Source organism: Pseudomonas sp. S2_E02, assembly GCF_054668355.1.
In genome coordinates this window covers 1153763-1171184 of record NZ_CP162761.1, presented here as the reverse complement: position 1 = coordinate 1171184, position 17422 = coordinate 1153763, and the positions used below count along the sequence as shown (strand labels likewise).

Here is a 17422-nt window from a genome sequence, read left to right as displayed (position 1 = left end):
AAATGTGGAGGGAGAAGTCATGCTTCAAGTCAACGTCACCCGCAAAGTCGTCGAGGCTGAGGGTATTTGCAGTTTTGAGCTGTGCGCAGCAGACGGTCGGCCATTACCACCGTTCAACGCAGGTGCTCATATCGACATCCACATTGCCGGCGGCCTCACCCGGCAATACTCGCTATGCAATGACTCAAAAGAACGTCATCGCTACGTGATCAGTGTGCTGAAGGATCCCGCCTCCCGCGGTGGTTCCAACGCGATGCACGACAGCATCAGTCAGGGACAGACACTCAGCATCAGCGAACCGCGCAACCTCTTCCCACTCGCCGATTCAGCGAAGCGTCACTTGCTGTTCGGCGGCGGCATTGGCATCACACCGATGCTGGCGATGGCCCATGAACTTCATCATCAAGGCGCGGATTTCGAGCTGCATTACAGCTTTCGATCCAGCGAGCGTGCCGCGTTTATCCAATACCTGCGACAAGCGCCGTTCGCCAGCCACGTGCATTTGCATGACGACAGCGGATCACCCGAACAGAAACTCGATGCAACCGCCCTCCTCGCCGCGCCAGGTACCACGACTCACCTTTACGTGTGCGGCCCCGCCGGTTTCATGAATTTCATCCTCGACACCGCGCAGACCGCTGGCTGGCCCGAAGATCGCGTGCACAGAGAGTTCTTCGCCGCCGCACCTGTCGATGCAAGCGCTGATTCGCCTTTCGAAGTTCAGCTAGCTAGCAGCGGGCAGATTTTTTACATCCCGGCCGATCGCACTGTATTCGAAGTCCTGGATGAGGCCGGGATTGCCATCGAATCATCGTGCGAGCAAGGCGTCTGCGGCACCTGTGTCACGGGCTTGCTCGAAGGCATTGCCGATCATCGTGATCAGTTCATGACGGCTGCAGAACACGCTGCCAATGACCGTTTCACCCCATGCTGCTCACGTGCCAAATCGCCCCGCCTGGTATTGGATCTTTGACCTGAACCGAGCACCGACCGCTCGCCGGAGAACATCATGACTACCGCTGCCCAACCCCTTGCACACGAAATCGCCCCGGCCACCGTGCCTAGTTTCCCGCTCGATCAATGGTACGTCGCAGCCTTGAGCCGAGAACTCACAAACCAACCCCTTGGCCGCACGTTGCTGAATAAACCAGTGGTGCTTTTTCGCACGGCGGATAACCAAGTCGCCGCGCTGGAGGACCGCTGCTGCCATCGTGCATTGCCCTTGTCTGGCGGCACAGTGGAGGAACGCGGTTTACGCTGCGGTTACCACGGCCTGCTATTTAATGAAGGCGGTAAATGTATCGAAATACCCGGACAGGACAAGATCCCGAGCAAAGCCAAAGTCCCTTCCTACCCCGTCCAGGAACAGGACCAGATCATCTGGATCTGGTTCGGCAGCGCTGAGCATCCGCAGCCGACATTCGCGCCGCCGGTCTACGACGTGCACAGCAGCGGTAAATACCTGTTCGACGGTGATGTCTATCACTACGACGCGCCTTATCAACTCATCCACGACAACCTCATGGATCTTAGTCACCTGGGCTATGTCCATCTGCACACCATTGGCGGCAACGCCAGCATCCACATGAACGCGAAGATGAACGTCGATGGTGATGACTCAATGGTTCGCGTGGTTCGCCACATGCCCGACTCCGTTCCGCCGCCGACCTACACCGCGGCCTACCCGTTCAAAGGCAACATCGACCGCTGGCAGGAGATCGAATTTCACTTCAATCACCTGCGCATCTGGACCGGCGCGATAGATGCGGGCACGGACGATCTGCACAACCTGGATCGGGGCGGTTTTCATATGCGCGGCTTTCACGGCGTAACGCCGGAAACAGACACCACAAGCCATTACTTCTGGACCATGGCCACCAACCCTGAACATGATCCCGAGGCCGTCACAGCCAAAGTTCTGCATCAGACGCGATTGACGTTCGACGAAGACAAAGTGGTGATCGAAGCGCAGTACCAGAACATGTGCCGGTTCGGTACGCGCCCGATGATTGATATTCACGTCGACGTCGGGGCCAATCGTGCCCGCAGAATCATCGAGCGACTGCGCAATCCAACGGGTTGATTGCTTCAGAACAGTGGCGGCGGCAAACGCCGTCCACTGTGTTCAAAGCCTGCCGTTCTCTTACTGTCGTTGAAAGAATGCCTCAAACAGCCCGATCACTCTTCGAAAATAGCCACTGCGCGCACAAAACCTGCCGACGCATGCCGGATCTTGTAGGGAAAGCACGACACCGTGAAACCACTCGTAGGCAGGGACTCAAGGTTGGCCAGTTTTTCCATTTGCCCGTAGCCGATATCGCGCCCGGCCTTATGCCCTTCCCAGATGATCGAGGCATCGCCGCTGGAGGCAAAACGTTCACGGGTGTACTTGAACGGCGCGTCCCAGCTCCAGGCATCGGTGCCGACCACGCGTACGCCGCGTTCCAGCAGATACATCGTCGCTTCGCGTCCCATACCAATGCCGGCGTCGAGATACCCGGGCTGACCGAACAGTGCACCGGCGCGTGTGTTGATCAGCACGATATCCAGCGGTTGCAGCGTGTGCTCGATACGCGCCAACTCCGCTTCGACCTCTTCTGCCGTGACCACGTGACCGTCGGGCAGATGGCGAAAATCCAGTTTGACCCCCGGCTGCAAACACCAGTCCAGCGGCAACTCATCAATGCCAAATGCCGGCTCGCCGCCATCGGTGGTCGAGGCGTAATGCCACGGCGCATCCATGTGGGTGCCGCTGTGAGTGGTGATCTGTAAGCGCTCGGCGGCCCACGATTCATGGCCGGGCATCTGCTCAAGCTGCAAACCCGGAAACATCGCCGCCATCTCCGGCCAGCCTTGCTGGTGGTCCATGTAATCGATTTTCGGCAACAGCGGTGGCGGGTCTGTGTAGGGGTTGTTATCGAGGGTCACCGAAAGGTCGACCAAACGACGTTTACGCGGGATGGGCTGTGACATGAGGCGTGTCTCCGTTCAACGGCAGAGGCCGATATGGGGCTGGGTTGAGGGCGTTGCGAATAAGTGTGGCGACGTTGCCGTCATGGCAGAAACCGGCAGCGCGGGCCTGCGGGGTTTTCAAGGGCGGCATGCGCCCGAACAGGGTTTCGAGCTCAAGGTCAGCGGCGAAACTGATCAGCGCACGGCGTTGCTCGCCGTAAGTTGCCGCCAGTGCATCACTGACCTGGGCGATGGACAAGTGCAGCACCGGCAGTTGCCAGACCCGCTGTTGCGCGGTGGCGTCATCCAGTTCGGCGGCGTGGATCAGGTTGTTCACGCAACAGCGCGCCGACATCCACCACGCTGTTGCTTGCGGTGATACCGGGCAGCAATACTCAGCGCCCTCGGCAAAGGCACGCATCAAGTCGCTCATGAAAGCCGAGCGCAAGCCGTTGGGTTCGCGCGGGCGAGCGACAATGCCCGGCAGGCGCACCGCGCGGCTGTCGACTTCACCGCGCCGACCCAGATCGATCAGCGCGCGCTCGACCATCATCTTGTGTGTGCCGTACGACAATTGTGGGTGCAGTTCAGCCTGTTCGTTCATCTTCGCCGGCAGATCAGCGCCATACACCGCAACGCTGCTGGCATACACCAGCACCGGAGGTCGCGCCTTGTTGCGCAGTTGATCGAGCAGTTCGAGGCTGGCCAGCAGGTTGACCTGATAACCCGATTCGTAATGCGCCTCCGCTGCTCCCCCGGGGACGCTGACCAGGTGAAACACCACATCGATGCCGTCGGCCAAGACCCGACGCATCAACGCCGCATCCGTCACGCTGCCGCTGTGCCGACGCAGGCGCGGGTCGTCTGGCAGGCCTTGGACATCGGTGTCCAGCACCAGCAACGAACGAATGACTTGCCCGCGCAAACTGCCGCGTGCGAGCAGACAACGCAGCAGTTCGCGGCCGACAAAGCCATTGGCTCCGGTAATCAGTACACGCATGGGTGTTCCTCAGCCGTTGGCCTTGACGACGCGTTGATCGATCGCACCAAACAGTGACTGACCATCGCTGCCGGTGACGTCCATGCGCACGCGATCACCGAAACGCATAAAGCCTGTCACCGGCGCGCCTTGCTCGATCATCTCGATGGCCCGGCGTTCGGCGATGCACGCCGAGCCGACGTTGCGCTCGGCGTTCGACACCGTGCCGGAACCGACCAGCGTGCCGGCGCGCAAGCGTCGGGTTAAGGCTGCGTGGGCGATCAACTCGCCAAAATGAAAGTTCATTTGCGCGCCGTGCGGCTGGCCAAACCACTCGCCGTTCCACTGCACTTGAAGGGGCAAATTGACGCGACCGTCTCGCCAGGCTTCGCCGAGTTCATCCGGGGTAATCGCCAGCGGGGCAAAACTGGAGGACGGCTTGGCTTGCAGAAATCCAAAACCGGTGCGCATTTCACGCGGTGCCAGCGCACGCAGGCTGACATCGTTGATCTGCAGGATCAGCTTGATGTGCTGCAACGCGTTTTCCGCCGAACAGCCCATCGGCACATCATCGACCAGCACGACAAACTCGCCTTCGAAATCGATGCCCTGGCTTTCGCTCGGCAGTTCGATGTCATCGTGTGCGCCGAGGAAGTCATCACCGGCGCCCTGGTACATCAACGGCGTGCGGTCAGCGCCTTCGATCGGATCTAGGTTGAACGCTTTCTGCATCAGTGCGCCGTGACTGAGAAACGCCGAACCGTCGCACCATTGATAAGCACGCGGCAACGGCGCCATCGCCTGCGCCGGGTCGAAGGCAAAGGCCTCGCGGCAATCGTGGTTTTCAAGCTCACGCGCCAGGGCTTGCAAACGCGGCTCGGCTTCAGCCCAGTTTTCGATGGCTTGCTGCAAGGTCGGCGCTACCGAACGGGCGTCCAGCGCCCGGGCCATGTCGCGCGAAACCACCACCAATTGGCCGTCACGGCTGCCGTTTTTCGAGGTTGCGAGCTTCATGAATTTTCTCCGGGGCAGTCTTGCAATTCAGCGGCGAAACGCCCGTCCAGCAGAATAAACACCATGCGCGCCATGGCCTCGGTACGGTTGCTCCACGCGTGATTCGTGCCGCGCTGAACCACCACATCGCCGCGATTGAGGTGGACTTCTGTATCGTCGAGCACCAGCCAGACTTCGCCTTCGGTGACGATGCCGTAATCGAGGGTTTCGGTGCGGTGCATCAGTTTGTGCCGCGAGTTCGCTTGGCCGGTGCCGGCATGCGCCTGGCCAATCTCGGCGAATGCGGCCGCTGCATCGGCAGCGCTGACCTGGTTTTGCACGCTGTCTGGCGGAATGTCGACGACACGAATCACACTGCCCTGCGGGTCGGGGCTCAGCTGTAAAGGTTTGCTGGTTGGATCATCGGCATTGTCGAGCAGTGCCGGACTGCCGCTGCTGTTCCATATTTCATGAAACACCGTGCCTGGCACCGCTCGCAGTGCGAAGACGTTGGCCGTTGCTCCGAGACTGGCGACGACGGCGCGGCCCTGGGCATCATGCCCGGTGACCACGCGTTTGAAAGGGGGAAGCGCTTGCATGGAATATCCTCGTTCAATGGCCGTTGCCGATGGAGTCGTGACCGCCGACATGGGGGCGGGTCAACAGTCCACCGAGCCTCGGCACGGAAAGACAAAACAGCGCCACGACCAGTTGCAACCAACCGATCATGGCTAATGCTTGAGGCAACGCCGTGGAAGTCCCGGAAGTGAAGGCGAGTACCACCAGGGGGCTGATGAACTCGCCGGCAAAAATCGCGGCGGTGAAGCACCCCGCCGCTCGCCCACGCTGAGCAAAGCCGACTTGCGCCATGATCCAGGTGATCAACGTCGGCAACATCAGGCCGATGCCCAGACCGTTGACCAAGACCGCGACCACCACGTGCGCGTGGCTGCCGGCAGCGGCCATCAACAGCCCGCCAATGCCGGCCAGGCCATAGGCAATCAGCAACACATGCTGGCTACGCAAACCGCTCAACAGGCGAAAACTCAAGGCCCCGACGAGCACGCCAAGTTGATTGGCGCCCATGGTCATGCCGATCTGCTGCGGCGCATCCACGTGCAACAAGTTGAGCAAGTAACCGGCCTGCACCGGCACGATGAACAGGCTCAGGCCCGCGAGCAGAGACAATGCATACATGGGCGTGAGTGCCCGCCATGGAAATGTGCGCGGGACTGGCACCGGCAGCGTTGTCGCCGGTTGCACGCGGGGTTGTGGCTCCCAGAGTTTCCACGCCATCAGCGGCAGGAAGATCAGCCCGACTGCGTACAGCGCAAACGGCGTGCGCCAGTCGTCCTGTCCGAGGAAACCACCCAAGGCGATAAACACCGCAGCGGACAGCGACGTCGCGACCATTTGCAAGGCGAACAAGCGCTCGCGTCGGGCGCCACTGTAGTAGTCGCCCATCAGCGTGGTGCAGCAGGTCATGATCCCCGCCTCCGCCAGACCGATCCCGGCGCGGCTGGCGACAATCGCCGCCAGCGAATCCAGCCACAGCGGCAGCACACCGCAAAGCACGTACAACGCCATGCTCGCCAACAACAGCGGTTTGCGCCCGAGCCGATCGGCGATGACCCCGGCAAACGGCGCCAGTAGCGCAATCATCAATGCCGGCAGGGTCAGCACGATCGGCACCAGCACAGTGCTGCCTGCGACCTCGGCAAAATGTGCCTGCATGCGCGGCAATACCGGTGCGAGCAATACCGCGCCAAGCACTGGCAGACAGCTGCCGAGCAGCAACAGCAACGATTGCGTCAAACCGGCGCGACGGCCGCTGTTTTCCAATGAAGACTCAACGGCCATGACAGGTCTCCCGATGACGCGATTGAACAACATCTACCGCCACGGCTCGCGACGGCAGGGCCAGATTGATGGCCTCCTCCGGCGTTTCTGCGTCGGTGTTCGTGCGCCGTGCAGGCAGCAGAAAGTACGCCAGCGCTGGCAACAGCAGCAGCGCGCCGACCATGTTCCAGACGAACATGAACGCCAGCAGCACGCCCATGTCAGCCTGGAATTTGATCGGCGAGAAGATCCACGTGGCCACGCCAATGGCGAGCGTGATGCCGGTGAGCATCACCACTTTGCCGGTGGACACCAGTGCGCGGTAATAGGCTTCTGACAGACTCGCGCCCTGGCGCAGATGACCGAGCAGGATGCTCATCACGTACAACGCATAGTCGACGCCAATGCCGACACCCAACGCGATCACCGGCAACGTCGCGACCTTCACGCCGATGTTCAGCCAGACCATCAACGCTTCGCAGAGGATCGAGGTGACCATCAGTGGAATCACCGCGCACAGCGTGGCGCGCCACGAGCGAAAGGTGATCAGGCACAGGACGATCACCGCCCCGTAGACCCAGAACAGCATCTCGCGATTGGCCTGCTTGACCACGATATTGGTCGCCGCTTCGATGCCGGCATTGCCCGCTGCCAGCAGAAACTGCACATCATCGTTGTTATTGGCGGCGGCGAATTGCTCGACGTGCTCGACCAGCCGCGTCAGCGTTTCAGCCTTGTGGTCGGTGAGGTAGGCGTACAGCGTGAGCAGGCTGCAATCCTCGTTGTACAAGCCGCGTGGCGCACTGGCGGTGATCATGTTGAGCATCGCCTGATTGTTCTGCAGCTCGTACCACTTGGCGCTGCCTTCGCTGAGGCCAACCAGCATGCGCCGGTTGAGCAAGGCCAGCGAGTTGGTCGAATCCACCCCCGGCAGCGCACGCAGCTGCCAGTCCAGCGCATCGACCTTGGCGAGGATGTCGTAACGCGCACATTGCCCGGCCGGGGTCTTCACCATCACTGCGAACAAATCACTGCTGGCGCCGTAATGCCGGGTCAGAAACGCATCGTCCTGGTTGTAGCGTGAGTCAGCACGCAGCTCCGGTGCGCCGGCATCCAGATCACCGATCTTCAATTGCAGACTGACCACAAAACCCAATGCCGCCAACGCCAGGCTGATGGCAATGCACAGGCTGGCCCAGCGACGTCGGGTAAACAGATCGAGAAAACGCCAGAAGCCATGACGCCGCGCGCCGGCCTGATCGTTCTGCTCGCTCTTCAGGCTAAGTTGCGCCGCACGCGGCGTTACGCCGACATAGGACAGCAACACCGGCAGCAAAATCAGGTTGGTGAAAATCAGCACCGCCACACCGATACTGGCGATCACGGCCAGATCCTGAATCACCTGGATCTTGATCAACATCAGCACGGCAAAACCCACTGCGTCGCAGAGCAATGCCGTCAGTCCGGCCAGAAACAGCCGTCGAAAAGTGAAGCGTGCGGCAACGACCCGGTGCATGCCGCGACCGATGTCCTGCATGATGCCGTTCATTTTCTGCGCGCCATGGCTCATGCCGATGGCAAACACCAGAAACGGCACCAGCACCGAATACGGGTCCAACTGATAGTCGAGCAACGGCAACAGGCCCAGTTGCCAGACCACCGCCACCAGCGAACAGAACACCACCAGCACCGTGCTGCGCAGGCAGCGCGTGTACCAGAACAGCACGGCGGTGGTGATCAGAATCGCTACGGCGAAGAACAGCAGGATCTGCTTGAGCCCGGCAATCAGGTCGCCGACCTTTTTCGCGAAACCGGTGATGTGAATGTCGATCCTGTCGTTCTGGTACTCGCTGCGCAACGCTTCCAGTTGCTCCGACAGCACCGAGTAATTCAGCGCCTGGCCGTCGGCAGTCGTTGCCAGCAACGGCACGTAAATGATGCTCGAGGTTTGATCGAACGCTACCAGTTGGCCAAGCTCGTTGGAGCGCTGCACGTTGCGGCGCAAGGCCTCGAGACTGGCCGGTGTGCCGGCGTAATCGTCCGGAATCACCGGGCCGCCATCCAGTCCGTCTTCAGTCACCGCGACCCAACGCGTTGCCGGCGTCCACAGCGACTTCATGTAGGCACGGTCGACGCCGGGCAGCAGGTAAAGCTTGTCGCTCAGCGCCTGCAAGGTTTTCAGATAATCAGCGTCGTAGATATCGCCCTGGCGATTGGCGACGACGATGCGCAAGGAGTTGCCCAGACCGCTGAGCTGCTGTTGATGTTGCAGATAATTGGCGATGTAAGGTTGTTGCGTGGGAATCATCTTTTCGAAACTGGCGTTCAGCTCGACGCGCGTGGCCTGATAGCCCAAGAAGAGCGTGGTCACCAGGCACACCAGCAACACCCACAACCGATGATTGAACAAAGTGCGTTCCACGACCGAGCCGGAGCGCGGGTCGAAACTCGCCAGGCTGGCCGTGGCGTTGTCGAATGGTTTCATAACCTCACTCCGAAGCTGTAGCAGTGGGCGACGCCAAGCGCGTCACCCCGGTGAAACCGGCCAGCACCAGGCTGCCATCAGCGGCCTCGACGACGCTGGCAATCGGTTTGCCCAGCGGTTTGCCGAAAGGCTCTAGGGTGGGTGCATCATCCGAGGTGCGAAACATTGCGCCCGCCTGATTGACCAACAACAACTGTCCGTCAGCGCTGCGGATCGCATCACTGAAGGACACCGGCATCGGTACGGGCGCGGGCACGAAGCTGTTGCCGCCGTCGGTGGAAATGAACGCGTTGCCTTTCAATCCTGCCGCCAGCAGCGCGCCGTCATCGCGCAGTTGCAGGGCGAAGAAACTGCCGCTGTAAGGGCTGTCGAGCGCGACGAAGGATTGTCCGCCGTCCTCGGAACGGGCCACGTAGCCTTGCTCGCCAGCGATGAACCAACGCTCGCCTTGTTGCGCGATGGCATACAGGTGCGCGCCCATCGGATTGTCGATCTGGCCCATCAGCGAGTGCCAGCTCACGCCGCCATCCTCGGTAGCAAACGCGAGGCCGTAGGCGCCGACGATCAGGCCGTGACGCGCATCGGTGAACTTGAGGCTGAGAAACGGTTTGTCCGCGCCTTCGCTGACCAACCGTTCGGCGGTTTGCACGCGCGCCGCCGCTGCGTCGGGGTCAGTGGCTGTCGGCAATTGCTCGCGTGCGGCGTGCAATTCCAGTTGCGCAGCGCGGTTGCCGTCCAGCTGCAAAGCCCAGTTTTCACCGCCGTCATGGGAGACCAGCACCGCACCGGCATGGCCGACCGCCCAGCCGGTGTTGGCATCGACAAATTGCACCGCCGTTAGGCTGACGGATACCGGCACCTGCGCCTGCCGCCAATTGATGCCGTTGTCATCGGAGAGCAAGACGATGCCGCGTTCGCCGACCGCCACCAACCGCGCACCTACCCGCGCCAGATCAAGCAAGACGGCTTGCCGGGCCTGCGGCGCGCGCATCGCCGGGGTGTGCAATACATCACCGACAACAGCAGCCTGAGCCTGGCTCACGGGTAATACGCAAGGCAGCGCCAGTAACGCTAACAACCGCCCGAGCACCTGACAGATTCTGTTCATACCGACCTCGAAACCAGCTGTGAAACCCGATCGCCACACCGTGTCGCGATCCGGCCCGATTCAACGAACCCCGGCACCCGCCATCGCCGCCGGCGAGAATTCCGACGCCTTGTAGCGATCGACCACGCCGTATTGCTCAGGCAGACCGGTGTAGACGTTCTGGATAAACCAGGCGCCGGAGGTCAGGTCGTAGAACCCCGACGACAGCTGTGCCTGCGCTGGCAGATCCGGCAGCACGGCCGGGAGCGACCACAAAGTTTTGGCGAGTTGGCCGTTGGCGTCCCAGCGATCGCCGAGCATGGCCTGCCAAGTATCTTCGTCGAGGTAGTAACGGCCCTTCGGCAATTGGTGACGCTTGCCCGGCGCGAGTTCGGCGTCCACCACCCATACGCGATGCAGCTCCCAGCGCACGTAATCAGGGTTCATGTGGTGAGCCAGAAACAGGTCTTCTGGTTTGCCGGCGGTCAGGACTTTGTTGGTGTTGTAAGGGATATACATTTCCTGCTTGCCGACCAGTTTCCAGTCGAAGCGATCAATGCGTCCCTGAAACACGCTCAACTCATCGAACGACATCACCCCGGCGGTGGCCGGCGTCGGTGTGTCGCAGCAGGCATTCGGCAACTTGCGCACGCGGCGCTGGCCGGTCAGATAGACGTGAGCCTGGGACTTGTCGCCGTTGATATTGGTGCGGCCCATGATTTGCTCACCGGCACGCAACGGTGGGCCGACGTTAAGCAGGCGGAACAGCCAGTAATCACCGGCGAAGCTTTCCGGTGTGCCGTCCTGGTAGTAATACGGCATGTCCTGAATCGCCTGGCCGTCGGTGGTCATCACCTGTTTGCCGTCTGCAGTCATCAGGTAATGGCGAAAGTGCATGGCCAGTGACGTGCCGCGCCAGTTGAGGATGTGGTTCCACATGGCTTCCGCGCCGTTATGCGGAATCGGGAATGGAATACCGCCAAACGCACCTTCGGGCACAGGTCCAGCGCTGCTCTCGACCAGCTTGGCGCGGGTCGCGTTTTTCAGGGTGTTGTCATACACCCATTGCGGCGCAGCGGCCGAGCGACGGGTCGGATAGACGTCAATGCGATAGGTGTCAGGAAAACGCTTGAACATCTCCTTGGTGCCATCGCTGAGCTTGCCGGCGTATTGCGCCAGGTTCTTCGAGGTGATGCTGAACAGCGGCTTGTCGGCCGCAAACGGATCGCTGCGTTTGCCGCCCTCCTTGAAGGCCGGATCGACCTTGGTGTAGCCGCCATCCCAGGCTGGAATCGAGCCGTCGGCATTGCCGGCGCGCTCGGCACCGAAAGGCGTCAGCGACTTGTTCAATTTCGCCGCTTCGTCAGCCGTGGCTGCCGCGGCACCCTGACTCAATACCGCCAGGCTTGCGAGCAACGCGAAGCTCAAGGCTTTGAGTGTGAACGCGGCATTTTTGTTGTTATAGGTCATGCGCAAGTCCTCTTAAAACGTGGTCTTGACGGAGAAAGCCAGGTAATCCCGATCTTTCAGCGATTGCTGGAAATTGAATTGGCTGGCCGCGTTGAGGTTGGTGTTCTCGGGGCCGTAGTAATGCGTGTACGTCAGGCCGGCGGTCACACGGTCGAGGTAGGTCGCGGTAATACCGATATTCATGTCACCGCCGTTATCCGCGCCGAACGAACTGACAACCGCCGATTTGCCCAGCGGGAAATAGCTCAGGCCAACGGGAATGCTGATATCCACGCCGGGGAAAAACTGCCGATAAGTCGGGGTGTAAACCATCTTGAAGCCGAGACCGTCATCGGTGGCGTTAGGGTCTAGTGCGGCACGGTTTTTCGTGACGCTGAGCAGACGGTTCCAGGCGACCTCACCGACGAATCCGGACTCCTTGGCGATGAAGTTCGGCCCGAACGATGCGATCACGTTGAGGTTGATGTGCGCGGTGCGCCCGACGGCATAAAGCGCATCGTCATCGTTGTCGGCAGCAACCCCCGGTAGCACCGTGACGCCGTTGGACACCAGCGGCATGTTCCAGCGCATCGAGGCTTCACCGGCAAAGCTGTAGGCATCGACTGTGGTGGAGAAACTGGCGCCCAGCGCGCGGATGTCTTCCGGGTAAACCCAGTAGTAATCGCCGATTTGGCCCGTGCTGAAGTTCGGTGCGCCAGTGGAAGGTCTTAGGTACAGCTTGGGAGTCTTGTCGTGGTACTGAATGGCATAGAGACCGTACTCCACGGTCTCGGCGCTGTATTTCAGTTGCAGGCCACCCTGCCCCGAATCTCTGGCATCTTTGTCTTTGCCATGGAAAAACGCCGCCGGACTGCTGGCGTTGCCACCCAGAAACGCCGGAAATGGCGCGCCGACAATCAGCCGTTCATTGCCTTCACCGATGGTGTCGCTGGTAGAGAAGTAACTGCCTGCGCCGGGCAAGCGTGTTTCTTCCCATTCCAGTTGGTAGAACGCCCCGAGCGATACGTCGTCAGTCAGTTGGAAGGTGCCAGACAGTTGATTGACCGGACGGGTGATTTCCTTGAACTGCGTATTCGGCACCGACTGGGCCTTGACCACGTCAACCGGGGCCATGCCACCGGCAATACCGTTGGCGCCGAAGAACAGGCTCTCGCCCCAGATCAGGCCATGACGGCCGGCGCGCACCGATGTTGCGCGGTCGGCCAGTTCACCGTTCCAGTAGACGAACGCGTCGAGGATTTCGCCGTCACCACCGTGCAAATGACGGGTGTCATCAGTGAACTCGTCGTAGCCGACCGACCGTGCGTTGGCGCGGGACGGATCGTTATTGTCGTTGTTGCCCTGGTACTCGCTGTCGTACCACGCTGCACCGCTCAAACGTGCGCCGAAATCCTGAAAGGACAGATCCAGCTCCGAGAGGATATCGGTGCGATTGGAGATCAGGCCTTTTTTGAACGCACGATCGCCATCGTCCTGATTGAGCGCCACCTGCCCATCGGTCAACTTGCTGCTCGGATTCTGCGTGCGCCAGGCAGCGCTGTACTTGATCGTGTTGTCCCAGCGCAGCTTGAAATCCGGGTTGCCGGTATCGATGTCGAAAGCGTGAGCGGCCTGGCTGCACAGCACCAGCAGCGCAGCAACGCTCAAACCAAAGGGTGCAGACGAGCAGACCGGGCGACGCGCGAGCGCCGCAGTCGTAGAACTAACCATCGCGTTAACCTCTTGTTTTTATAGTGGTAACTGCTGTGGATGAGTCGCAGGTGGGGCTTAAATTGGCTCGGCTGTACGCGCGAGCATTTGTTTGACCAGGCCAATGCGATCGAAGGCGCGGTCGTGCTGCATCTCCTTGTCGCCGGCCAGCACCGAGCTTTCGCTGATGTATTTGCAACGCTCGAAGCGCCGCGCCATAAAGCGCTGCAACTGCTGCTCGACGCTGGTGGCGGCGGACTGCTCGCGAGTGAGTTCTTCGCTGAGCACAATCGCGTCTTCGATGGCCATGCCGGCGCCTTGACCGAGGTGCGGCGTGGTGGCGTGGGCCGCATCGCCAATCAGCAGGACGCGGCCGCGATGCCATGGCTCATCAACGAACACCACTTCCATCGGCTTGTAGACGACCTGGCTGTTGTCGGTGATTTGCTCGCGCAGTTCGCCGATCAGACCGGTAAAACCTTGCAGGCGCTGGCGCATCTGCGCAGCCAGATCGGCAGGATCCATCCACGGATTGGACGGCTCGTGGGATGTCAGAAACAGGTACATCAAGTCGCCGGCCAGCGGCACCAGCCCGGCGTTGCCGTCAGCGCTTTGATAGTTGGCCAGATGATCGATTTGTGGCGCGCGGGGAAAGTTGTAGCGCCACACCGACTGACCTGTGAAACGCGGGGTGTAGGCATCGCCAAAGACCAAGCTGCGCACTTTCGAGAACAGTCCGTCGGCACCGACCACCAGGTCGTAGTGGCCGCGATTGCCGTCGGTAAACAACACGTCGACCTCTGTGCCGTTGTCATCCAGCGCTTCCACACTCAGGCCCAAACGCACGTTGGCGCCGAGTTGCAAGGCGGTTTCGCTGAGGACTTTATGCAGCGCCAGGCGAGAAATGCCGACGTTGGCGGGATACTGCGGGCCGGCCAGTCGCTGACCCGGAATGCGCGCCAGTTGCTGTCCGCCGGGGCCGTAGATGGCGACGTCTTCGAAGGCATAAGCGGCATCGAGATAGCCGTCGAGAACGCCCAGCTTGGCCATTTCGCGGACGACGTTGCTCTGCTGAATAATCCCGACACCATAGACTGTCCATTCGGACTTGAGCTCGATCAGATCGACCTCGATACCTTTACGCCGCAAGGCGATGGCCGCACACAAGCCGCCGATACCACCGCCCACGATCAGAACGTTGTTCACTGCACTCATGGTGTTCTCTCTTTTTATTCTTGTGATCGATGCTGCGTCGGGCACGGCATCGTTGGATGAAGCTTCCCGGCAAAGCAGGGATTTGACTAATCGCGAGTAGGGATGCGATGTATCGCCGTACGCGATACCTCGATCTATCCCGGCAGCGGCAACCCCTCAGGCATTTTCACCAGCAGCCAGCCGTCCTTCTCGTAGGTCGGCAGCGCCTCCAGCGTCTGGCCCAGGCACGGGCCGTAGATGCACTCGCCCGTCGCCGGCAGAAATTGCGCACCGTGGGCGTAGCAGACGATCAGCTGGCTATCGGCGGACAGGAAACGGTCCTTGCGATACTCCAGGCGCACGTCCAGATGCGGACAACGGTTGCGATAGACCCGCACCTGATTGTCATGACGCAGGGCAAACACGCTGTCGCGGCCCTGCGCCAACGGATCGAATCCGCGCGCCCGGCCCTCCTCCAGTTCGTCCAGTCGACACAGTGGCTGCGCAATAGCGCTCATGATCTGCGCCGGCCTCAACCGAGTTTCGGCGGCGGGCCACCGGGGGCCCATTTTTCTTTGGCGCTGAACAGGAACAGCTGCGAGTTATCCGCCGACAGCGGTGCGCGACGGGCCTCCCAGGCGTCATCGTGCTTGTCCATGTCGGCGTCATATTCGATGTGGCAGCCCAGCGGACTGTTGAAGTACCAGAACCAGTTGGAGCCAAACAGGTGACGGCCCGGCCCCCAGAAACTGGTCCAGCCTTTTTGCTCGAAACGCGTCCCGGCCAGCAGCACTTCGGTGCCACTGCCCATGTGGAAGGTGAAGTGTTCGCAGCCCTTCATGTGCGGCGGGGTCTGGATCATGAACAGGCAATGGTGATCATCGGAGCCTGCCGGGCGCATGAACGGCCCGGCGCCAATGAAAGTGTCGGTGGTGCGAAAACCCAGACGCTCGGCGTAAAAGGCTTCAGCCTTTGCCGCATCAGGGACGAAATACACCACGTGGGACAAAGTGCGCGGAGCAGCGCCCATATCGAGGGTAATGCCCGGCTGGTTAAGTGGCCGCTTTGGCGCATGACCGGCGGCATTGGTCAGGTCATCCGGTGCGCTGTAAGGCCTGCGTACGCTGACCTGAAAAGCGATCGCGAAACCCATGTCGTCAACGCTGTGCAGCACGTCGTGCTGATCACGACGGACGATGCGATCTCGGGCCAGCTCATCTTCGATGGCATCCAGATCGCTGATCGCGCCGACCCCGTAGACCGTCTCGCGAATGGACGGCGCCGGGCCGATTGCCGCCGGCAAATCAGGATCGTCGGCTCGACGGATAATCACGGCGGTGCCGTCCAGCGCTTCGAAACGCCCGCCTTCGCTGTCAACGCCGACCGGCGCAAGGCCGTAGTCGCGCAGGCAATCGGTGCAGGCTTGAATGTCATCGACGCCAAAAATCAGGGCATCAAGGCCAATGATGTTCATGGCTTACCACTCCATTGAAATTATGATCCGGTGACGGTCGCCATGGACGCCTTACAGCGTGCCAGGCCTGACTGGAAACCGGTGGTGGTGTCGGCAGCAGGGCCGACTGCGGCGAAGATTGGCGTACGGGCTGAGCGCTGACTAATCGCGAGTCGGGATGCGACCTATCGGCAAACGCGATACCTGCGACGAAGGTTGACGCGCCAATGGATTCGTCCGAATGTATTGCGAAAATAAATACAAGAACGGACCTGCCCATGCGTTTCAACCATCTGGATCTGAACCTGCTGGTCGCGCTCGATGTGTTGCTCGAAGAGCAGAACATCACCCGCGCTGCCGAACGCCTGCACATGACCCAATCCGCCACCAGCGGCGTGCTTGCGCGGTTGCGTACCTACTTTGAGGATGAGCTGCTGGTTCAGGTGGGGCGCAAGATGCAGCCCACGCCCTATGCCACGGAGCTGGCCAAACCGGTGCGTGAAGTCCTGCTGACGATCCAGTCCTCGATTACCGCCAAACCGGTGTTCGAGCCGGCCACCAGCAAGCGCCATTTTCGCTTGGTGACCTCGGACTATCTGATCAGCGTGCTGTTCGCCCAGGTGATCCAGAACATTCATCAGCAAGCGCCCAACATCACCTTTGAAATGCTTGGCCCCAGCGACAATTCCGGCGAGTTGCTGGTACGTGGCGAGGTCGACCTGATGATTGTTCCCGAGCGATACATCATTGAAGGCCACCCTTCGCGCCTGCTGTTCGAGGAAGAACACGTGTGCGTGGTGTGGCAAGGCAATACGCAAGTCGGCGACACCCTGACCCTTGAGCAGTACATGGAGATGGGCCATGTCTCGGTGGGATTTGGCCGTACCCGGCACATGAGCATCGAAGAATGGTTCATGAATCAATACGGCTTCAATCGGCGCATTGAAGTGATCACCAGCGACTTCAATACCCTGCCGCAATTGATTGTCGGCACGCAGCGCATCGCCACGATGCACCAGCGTCTGGCGAACCTCTACGCGCACTATCTGCCACTGCGCATCCTGCCGCCGCCGGTGAAAATCCCGGTCATGCGCGAGTACATGTTGTGGCACCGCAGCGTTGACGGCGACCCGATGCACCGCTGGCTGCGCGAACGCATCAGCGAATCCATCCAGCATCTGCAACACGTGCCCATCGTATCTCGCGATACCTCGTATCCGCCGTCACGATTGGCCAATTAGTCGGGTGATCCTTAACGTGCCTTGGGAATGCCAAGGCAAC

The 17422-nt window shown here is 60.6% G+C and carries 15 protein-coding genes; 3 read left to right on the top strand and 12 right to left on the bottom strand.

Annotated elements, in window-relative coordinates:
• Positions 1–19 precede the first annotated feature (19 nt).
• Positions 20–973: a PDR/VanB family oxidoreductase gene (locus AB4O01_RS05185; protein ID WP_460090895.1), complete on the top strand. Its 954-nt coding sequence runs from the start codon at positions 20–22 to the stop codon at positions 971–973.
• A gap of 36 nt (positions 974–1009) precedes the next feature.
• Positions 1010–2083 carry a Rieske 2Fe-2S domain-containing protein gene (locus AB4O01_RS05180; protein WP_460090894.1) on the top strand — a complete coding sequence of 358 codons (1074 nt, stop codon included), beginning with the start codon at positions 1010–1012 and terminating at the stop codon, positions 2081–2083.
• A 95-nt stretch (positions 2084–2178) separates the two neighbouring features.
• Here the strand turns inward: AB4O01_RS05180 and AB4O01_RS05175 are convergent, their stop codons facing one another.
• The 12 genes from AB4O01_RS05175 to AB4O01_RS05120 form a co-directional block, all read right to left on the bottom strand.
• On the bottom strand, positions 2179–2973 hold the full coding sequence (locus AB4O01_RS05175; RefSeq protein ID WP_460090893.1) for a cyclase family protein: 795 nt from the start codon (positions 2971–2973) through the stop codon (positions 2179–2181).
• The gene (locus AB4O01_RS05170) at positions 2951–3952 is read right to left on the bottom strand and encodes an NAD-dependent epimerase/dehydratase family protein (protein WP_460090892.1); all 1002 of its coding nucleotides are present in this window, start codon (positions 3950–3952) and stop codon (positions 2951–2953) included. Before AB4O01_RS05170 ends, AB4O01_RS05175 begins: the two co-directional genes overlap by 23 nt.
• Positions 3953–3961: 9 nt before the next feature.
• Entirely contained in the window at positions 3962–4945 is a 984-nt protein-coding gene (locus AB4O01_RS05165) for a fumarylacetoacetate hydrolase family protein (RefSeq protein ID WP_460090891.1), read from the bottom strand.
• Entirely contained in the window at positions 4942–5523 is a 582-nt protein-coding gene (locus AB4O01_RS05160; RefSeq protein WP_460090890.1) for a cupin domain-containing protein, read from the bottom strand. The genes AB4O01_RS05165 and AB4O01_RS05160 overlap by 4 nt, the downstream gene beginning before the upstream one ends.
• Positions 5524–5536: 13 nt before the next feature.
• Positions 5537–6784 (bottom strand): MFS transporter, encoded by a 1248-nt coding sequence (locus AB4O01_RS05155; RefSeq protein WP_460090889.1) that lies wholly within the window; start codon positions 6782–6784, stop codon positions 5537–5539.
• A complete protein-coding gene (locus AB4O01_RS05150) occupies positions 6774–9248 on the bottom strand; it encodes an efflux RND transporter permease subunit (RefSeq protein WP_460090888.1) in 2475 nt (824 codons plus the stop codon). The genes AB4O01_RS05155 and AB4O01_RS05150 overlap by 11 nt, the downstream gene beginning before the upstream one ends.
• A gap of 4 nt (positions 9249–9252) precedes the next feature.
• Positions 9253–10356 (bottom strand): WD40/YVTN/BNR-like repeat-containing protein, encoded by a 1104-nt coding sequence (locus AB4O01_RS05145; RefSeq protein ID WP_460090886.1) that lies wholly within the window; start codon positions 10354–10356, stop codon positions 9253–9255.
• A gap of 60 nt (positions 10357–10416) precedes the next feature.
• Complete coding sequence (locus AB4O01_RS05140) at positions 10417–11805, bottom strand: DUF1329 domain-containing protein (RefSeq protein ID WP_460090885.1); 1389 nt, start codon at positions 11803–11805, stop codon at positions 10417–10419.
• 12 nt (positions 11806–11817) lie between these two features.
• Positions 11818–13515, bottom strand: coding sequence for a DUF1302 domain-containing protein (locus tag AB4O01_RS05135; RefSeq protein WP_116256169.1), 1698 nt, complete (start codon positions 13513–13515; stop codon positions 11818–11820).
• 57 nt (positions 13516–13572) lie between these two features.
• On the bottom strand, positions 13573–14709 hold the full coding sequence (locus AB4O01_RS05130) for an FAD-dependent oxidoreductase (protein ID WP_116256170.1): 1137 nt from the start codon (positions 14707–14709) through the stop codon (positions 13573–13575).
• Positions 14710–14843: 134 nt separating this feature from the next.
• Positions 14844–15206 carry a Rieske (2Fe-2S) protein gene (locus AB4O01_RS05125; RefSeq protein ID WP_460090884.1) on the bottom strand — a complete coding sequence of 121 codons (363 nt, stop codon included), beginning with the start codon at positions 15204–15206 and terminating at the stop codon, positions 14844–14846.
• Between the two features lie 14 nt (positions 15207–15220).
• Positions 15221–16162, bottom strand: a complete 942-nt coding sequence (locus tag AB4O01_RS05120; protein WP_460090883.1) for a VOC family protein — start codon at positions 16160–16162, stop codon at positions 15221–15223.
• Positions 16163–16419: 257 nt separating this feature from the next.
• Between AB4O01_RS05120 and AB4O01_RS05115 the strand changes: the two genes are divergently transcribed.
• Positions 16420–17382, top strand: coding sequence for a LysR family transcriptional regulator (locus AB4O01_RS05115; protein WP_460090882.1), 963 nt, complete (start codon positions 16420–16422; stop codon positions 17380–17382).
• Positions 17383–17422 lie beyond the last annotated feature (40 nt).

Excerpts from the sequence above, each read along its gene's own strand:
- AB4O01_RS05120 (WP_460090883.1), bottom strand. The coding sequence starts at position 16,162 with ATGAACATCATTGGCCTTGATGCCCTGATTTTTGGCGTCGATGACATT.
- AB4O01_RS05145 (WP_460090886.1), bottom strand. The coding sequence starts at position 10,356 with ATGAACAGAATCTGTCAGGTGCTCGGGCGGTTGTTAGCGTTACTGGCG.
- AB4O01_RS05125 (WP_460090884.1), bottom strand. The coding sequence starts at position 15,206 with ATGAGCGCTATTGCGCAGCCACTGTGTCGACTGGACGAACTGGAGGAG.
- AB4O01_RS05175 (WP_460090893.1), bottom strand. The coding sequence starts at position 2,973 with ATGTCACAGCCCATCCCGCGTAAACGTCGTTTGGTCGACCTTTCGGTG.
- AB4O01_RS05180 (WP_460090894.1), top strand. The coding sequence starts at position 1,010 with ATGACTACCGCTGCCCAACCCCTTGCACACGAAATCGCCCCGGCCACC.
- AB4O01_RS05165 (WP_460090891.1), bottom strand. The coding sequence starts at position 4,945 with ATGAAGCTCGCAACCTCGAAAAACGGCAGCCGTGACGGCCAATTGGTG.
- AB4O01_RS05185 (WP_460090895.1), top strand. The coding sequence starts at position 20 with ATGCTTCAAGTCAACGTCACCCGCAAAGTCGTCGAGGCTGAGGGTATT.
- AB4O01_RS05170 (WP_460090892.1), bottom strand. The coding sequence starts at position 3,952 with ATGCGTGTACTGATTACCGGAGCCAATGGCTTTGTCGGCCGCGAACTG.
- AB4O01_RS05155 (WP_460090889.1), bottom strand. The coding sequence starts at position 6,784 with ATGGCCGTTGAGTCTTCATTGGAAAACAGCGGCCGTCGCGCCGGTTTG.
- AB4O01_RS05130 (WP_116256170.1), bottom strand. The coding sequence starts at position 14,709 with ATGAGTGCAGTGAACAACGTTCTGATCGTGGGCGGTGGTATCGGCGGC.
- AB4O01_RS05160 (WP_460090890.1), bottom strand. The coding sequence starts at position 5,523 with ATGCAAGCGCTTCCCCCTTTCAAACGCGTGGTCACCGGGCATGATGCC.
- AB4O01_RS05150 (WP_460090888.1), bottom strand. The coding sequence starts at position 9,248 with ATGAAACCATTCGACAACGCCACGGCCAGCCTGGCGAGTTTCGACCCG.
- AB4O01_RS05115 (WP_460090882.1), top strand. The coding sequence starts at position 16,420 with ATGCGTTTCAACCATCTGGATCTGAACCTGCTGGTCGCGCTCGATGTG.
- AB4O01_RS05135 (WP_116256169.1), bottom strand. The coding sequence starts at position 13,515 with ATGGTTAGTTCTACGACTGCGGCGCTCGCGCGTCGCCCGGTCTGCTCG.
- AB4O01_RS05140 (WP_460090885.1), bottom strand. The coding sequence starts at position 11,805 with ATGACCTATAACAACAAAAATGCCGCGTTCACACTCAAAGCCTTGAGC.